Consider the following 4,764-nt stretch of genomic DNA (forward strand, 5'->3'; position numbering starts at 1 on the left):
CCTCTGACCATCAATTCCAGCTTGGTATCCTCCGCACCGACAAAATACAAATCTGTGTCGGAAACAATCCATTCGTCCTGCGCGCCAATGTCTGTGATGTATGTATATAGCTTTAGGGATGTATGATATTTTTGTTTATATGCTGCTGCAAATTGAGAACACATCGGGAATGTAGATACAACAGTCTCCACGCCATTTAGCAGCCGTTTCATCTTTTCTGCGACCCAAATTTGCATGAATGTATTGCATTTTCCCGCCATTTTATTGAGCTGATTATACACGCTGGGGCAATGATTGACCATCTGTGCAAAGCTGTGATAAATCATTGTGCTGCTGTTAGGAAACAGCTCCTCGATCAAATCTACCACGCGAACGGAAATCTCGCTGTCTATCTTGACCAGCTGCTGCCGAATCGCCTCTGCCACGCAGCAATGTCCCATGCCAAATCTTCCGGTTAAAATCAAAATTTCTCTTTGTTTCATCGTTTCACCTCTATCCCCTTGCTTGTATTGAGTATATCGGGTAAATATTAGGAAACTATGGAGCAAACCTTAAGATCATCTAAAGAATGCTTAAGATTTTCTAAAGAATTGGCCGGACAAACAGCAATCGGTTTACATGCTGGGTAAAACACAACATGCAAACCGATTGCATTGGTATTTTTTATTATTCCTGTGGAAAATCCACGCCGATTTTCTGCATCAGCTTGCGATAGGCTTCCAGTTCTTCAGTACCGTTCTGCGATTCCTTTGCCAAAAACGCCTGCATCTCTGCCCGATTCATGCCGACAGATTCCTTCATCGGTCCAATCGGCGTTTTGTCTGCATAGGATTCCAAGAAAGAATGCTTAATGCCGCGGCTCTTATAACCGGCAAACGTATCAATAGATACCGCGTGAATGCCATTGAAAATGCTCTTTTCAATATACGAATTATCTCGCTTGAGTCGGCGAATCAATGTCTTGATTTCCTGTCGTTTGGATCCGCCGCCGCCATTGTCACACATGGTGCAATTTTCCGTAAAGCGACATGCACACTGAATAAACTCCAAATCATTGTAGTTTTTCCATGCGATAATGGATTCTTCATGAATGCCATACATCGGGCGAATGACTTCCATGCCCGGGAAGTTATCGCTGTGCAGCTTCGGCGGCATGGTCTGAATCATAGAGCTGTAGAACATGCCCATGACAACCGTTTCGATGACATCATTGAAGTGATGACCCAGTGCAATTTTGTTGCAGCCCAGCTCCCGTGCCTTGCTGTACAAATGACCGCGGCGCATACGCGCACACAGATAACATGGGTCTTTCTCCGTCTTATTGGCTACTGCAAAGATATTGGTCTCAAAAATGGTAATCGGAATGTGCAACAGCTTGGCATTGCTTTCGATTTTCTGGCGATTGATTTCATTGTATCCCGGATCCATGACCAGATACACTACATCAAACGGTACTTCGCTGTGACGATGCAGCTGCTGAATCAGCTTTGCCATCAGCATAGAATCCTTACCGCCGGAAATACAGACTGCAATCTTATCGCCCGGCTGAATCAGCTGATAATCCCGCACCGCATGGGTAAACGGATTCCAGATTTCTTTTTTATATTTGGTAATAATACTGCGCTCGATGCGCTGATATGGCTCAAATTCTCGGCTCATTTCGTTAACTCCTTATAACATGCTTCAAAAGCAGCGAGAAATTCATTGATTTCTTCTTGCGTTGTCAAATGGCTCAAACTAATCCGCCAAGAGGACATGGCTGTTTTGCGGTCACGGCTGACGGCAAACACCGCTCTGGACGGCGTATTTGCCACAGAACAAGCGGATTTTACCGAAACGCAAATTTCCTTTTCATCCAATGCCTGCTGGAAGGCAGAGCCTTTGACATCCTGTACGCTCAGATTTAAAATATGCGGAATTGCTTGCTTCGGGCTGTTGATCCGTACCTTGGGATACGCAGACAGCTTCTCTCTCAGCAGGTCATTCCACTGCTTGACTACCGCTTGTCTCTGCGGCAGCTGTTCCAGCGCGAGCTGCAAGGCTGTCTCCATAGAAGCAGCCAGTGCCAGCGCCGGTGTGCCGCCGCGGTAAATCGTCGTGCTTGCGCCGCCATGAATGAGCGGCTCCAAAATCACGCCTTTGCGTTTAACCAAAATGCCGCAGCCATTGAGACCGTAAAACTTATGCGGCGCGATGCTCATGGTGTCTATCCCATCAAAGCTGACCGGCATTTTTCCCACTGCCTGTGTGGCGTCCACATGCAGATGGCAATCCGGATACTGCTTGAGCAGCTCCGCGATCTCATGAATCGGCTGTACGGTGCCCAATTCGCTGTCTACAGCGCACACGGCGACCATAACTGTATCTTTTCTCAGCAGTTCACGCAGATGTTCCAAATCCACTTTGCCTTCGCGGTCAATATCTACCAAGTCGATCTCATAGCCGCGTTCCTGCAAAGCGGTCAGCGTGCCGCTGACAGAGGAATGCTCTAACGATGTCGAGATGATGTGCTTGCCGACGTGGCGGCTTGCCCGCGCCATGCCTTTGATGGCAAGATTGTTGGCTTCACTCGCACCGGATGTAAAAATCAGCTCATCCGGCTGCACGCCCAGCAGCTGCGCTGTGTGAGCCAAGATTTCATCCATGCGTGCATGGGCTTCTCTTCCCGCCGCATGAGTGGAATTGGCATTGCCAATATAGCTCTGTTCTGTTTGTACAAAGGTCTGCAAAACCGCCGGATCTGCCGGTGTATTGGCAGAATAATCCAGATAAATCATGCGCGGCCTCCCACGCCGGAGAGATCCTTAATGACTTCTCCCGCCACAATCAGACCAACAACGGATGGAACAAATGCATTGCTGCCCGGAATATCTCGGCGTTCGGTGCACTTTCTCGCCGTTCCCGGCGGGCAAACGCAGTGATTGCGGCAACTGATTGCCATATCTTCAATCGGGCGCATCGGCGGTTCTTCCGAATAAACAACCTTTAATTTCTTGATGCCGCGCTTGCGCAGCTCATGACGCATAACGCGAGCGAGCGGATCAACCGATGTCTGATAAATATCTGCCACGCGGAACGCTGTCGGATCCAGTTTATTGCCTGCACCCATCGAGCAGATAATCGGTGTGCCTGCTTTGTGTGCCTGCATGACCATTTCCAGCTTGCCGGTAATGGTGTCAATCGCATCGACAATATAATCATACTGCGTAAAATCAAACTGATCCGCTGTATCCGGCATATAAAAAGTCTTATATGTATTGACCTGAATCTTCTGGTTGATGTCGCGCAGACGCTCTGCCGCTACATCGACTTTATACTTTCCAATTGTGCTGCGCAGAGCAAAAATCTGACGATTGATGTTGGTCAGACATACCTTGTCATCATCAATCAAATCAATCGTACCGACACCGCTGCGCGCCAGTGCCTCTACTGTAAATCCGCCGACACCGCCGACGCCAAATACGGCAACGCGGGCATTTGCCAGTCTGTCCATGCCCTCTTTTCCCAATAAAAGCTGTGTTCTAGAAAACTGATTTAACATAACTTCCTCACTCTGAATGATTTTATCTTATCTCTGTGTATGAATGGCACGTTCCAACCGGCGCATCGCTTCCTGCAACGTCTTGCGCGGGCAAGCAATATTGATGCGTTCAAAGCCCTCGCCGCCCTGTCCAAACATGGTTCCGGTATCCAGCCATAATTTGGCTTCGTGAACGATGACCTGTTTTTGTTCTTGGGGACTCCATCCCAATTTTCTTAAATCCAGCCAGACCAGATAGGTGCCTTCCGGCTCAATCATCGTAACTTCCGGCAGATGATCGCGCAAAAATTGTCGCACATATGCCAGATTATCTGCCAAATACAACTTGAGCTGTTCCAGCCATTCTGCTCCGGCTTCATATGCCGCTTGACATGCTGCCATACCCATGCAGTTCGTGCCGCCGCAGCCGCAGGCAGACAGTTCTTTTTTATAGGCGTGGCGCAGCTCTCGATGGGAAATAAAAATATTGGAATCCTGCAAACCTGCCAAATTAAAGGTTTTGCTCGGTGCCGTGCACGTGACCGTAAAATCGGCAAATTCCGGTTTTACCGACGCAAAAACATGATGGGTATGTCCCGCATAAGTAAAATCAGCGTGAATCTCATCGCTGACAACCAGCACGCCGTGCTTTTGACAAATTTCACCGACACGCAGCAATTCTTCTTTTGTCCAAACGCGACCGACCGGATTATGCGGACTGCACAGCAAAAACAATTTGACATGCTGCTCTACCATCTTGCGTTCCATGTCCGCAAAATCCATTTCATATTTTCCATCTTTTAATATTAACGGATTGACCACCAACTTCCGGTCATTCTCCGTGACTTTATTGGCAAAGGGATAATACACAGGCTGCTGAATCAAAACCGCATCGCCCTTTTGTGTCAGCGCCCGAATCGCAGTCGCAATGGCGAATACAACGCCTGGTGTGGTAACCAGCCAGCTGCGCTGTGTTTCCCAGCCAAAGCGTGACGCATACCAATGCTGTACGGCAGAAAAATAGTCCTCTTTGACGCCGGTATAGCCGAAAATGCCATACTGTACCAGAGCCTTGAGTCGCTCTATAATCGCCGGTGCCGTTGGAAAGTCCATATCAGCAACCCACAGCGGAAGCACATCCTCCGGCATTCCCATTTCCCGTGCGAAATCGTACTTAAAGCAATTGGTTCCTCTGCGCTCTATGACCGTATCAAAATCAACCGACATGGCATTCACCTTTCCAA

General features: G+C 48.4%; 5 protein-coding genes. All 5 read right to left on the reverse strand.

The features are described from left to right. Positions 1-482 (reverse strand): MGDG synthase family glycosyltransferase (locus tag ACR0P9_RS07735; RefSeq protein ID WP_432618911.1); only part of this gene is annotated, 482 nt, incomplete at its 3' end. Positions 483-666: 184 nt separating this feature from the next. Continuing rightward, on the reverse strand, positions 667-1,659 hold the full coding sequence (locus tag ACR0P9_RS07740; protein WP_432618913.1) for a tRNA 2-thiocytidine biosynthesis TtcA family protein: 993 nt from the start codon (positions 1,657-1,659) through the stop codon (positions 667-669). Continuing rightward, the gene (locus tag ACR0P9_RS07745) at positions 1,656-2,777 is read right to left on the reverse strand and encodes a cysteine desulfurase family protein (protein WP_432618915.1); all 1,122 of its coding nucleotides are present in this window, start codon (positions 2,775-2,777) and stop codon (positions 1,656-1,658) included. The genes ACR0P9_RS07740 and ACR0P9_RS07745 overlap by 4 nt, the downstream gene beginning before the upstream one ends. Beyond that, positions 2,774-3,541 carry a tRNA threonylcarbamoyladenosine dehydratase gene (locus ACR0P9_RS07750; RefSeq protein ID WP_432618917.1) on the reverse strand — a complete coding sequence of 256 codons (768 nt, stop codon included), beginning with the start codon at positions 3,539-3,541 and terminating at the stop codon, positions 2,774-2,776. The genes ACR0P9_RS07745 and ACR0P9_RS07750 overlap by 4 nt, the downstream gene beginning before the upstream one ends. A 27-nt stretch (positions 3,542-3,568) precedes the next feature. Next, a partial coding sequence (locus ACR0P9_RS07755; protein ID WP_432618919.1) for a MalY/PatB family protein occupies positions 3,569-4,764 on the reverse strand: 1,196 nt, incomplete at its 5' end.

This window comes from Butyricicoccus sp. (genome assembly GCF_050872565.1).
Lineage (GTDB): Bacteria > Bacillota > Clostridia > Oscillospirales > Butyricicoccaceae > Butyricicoccus_A.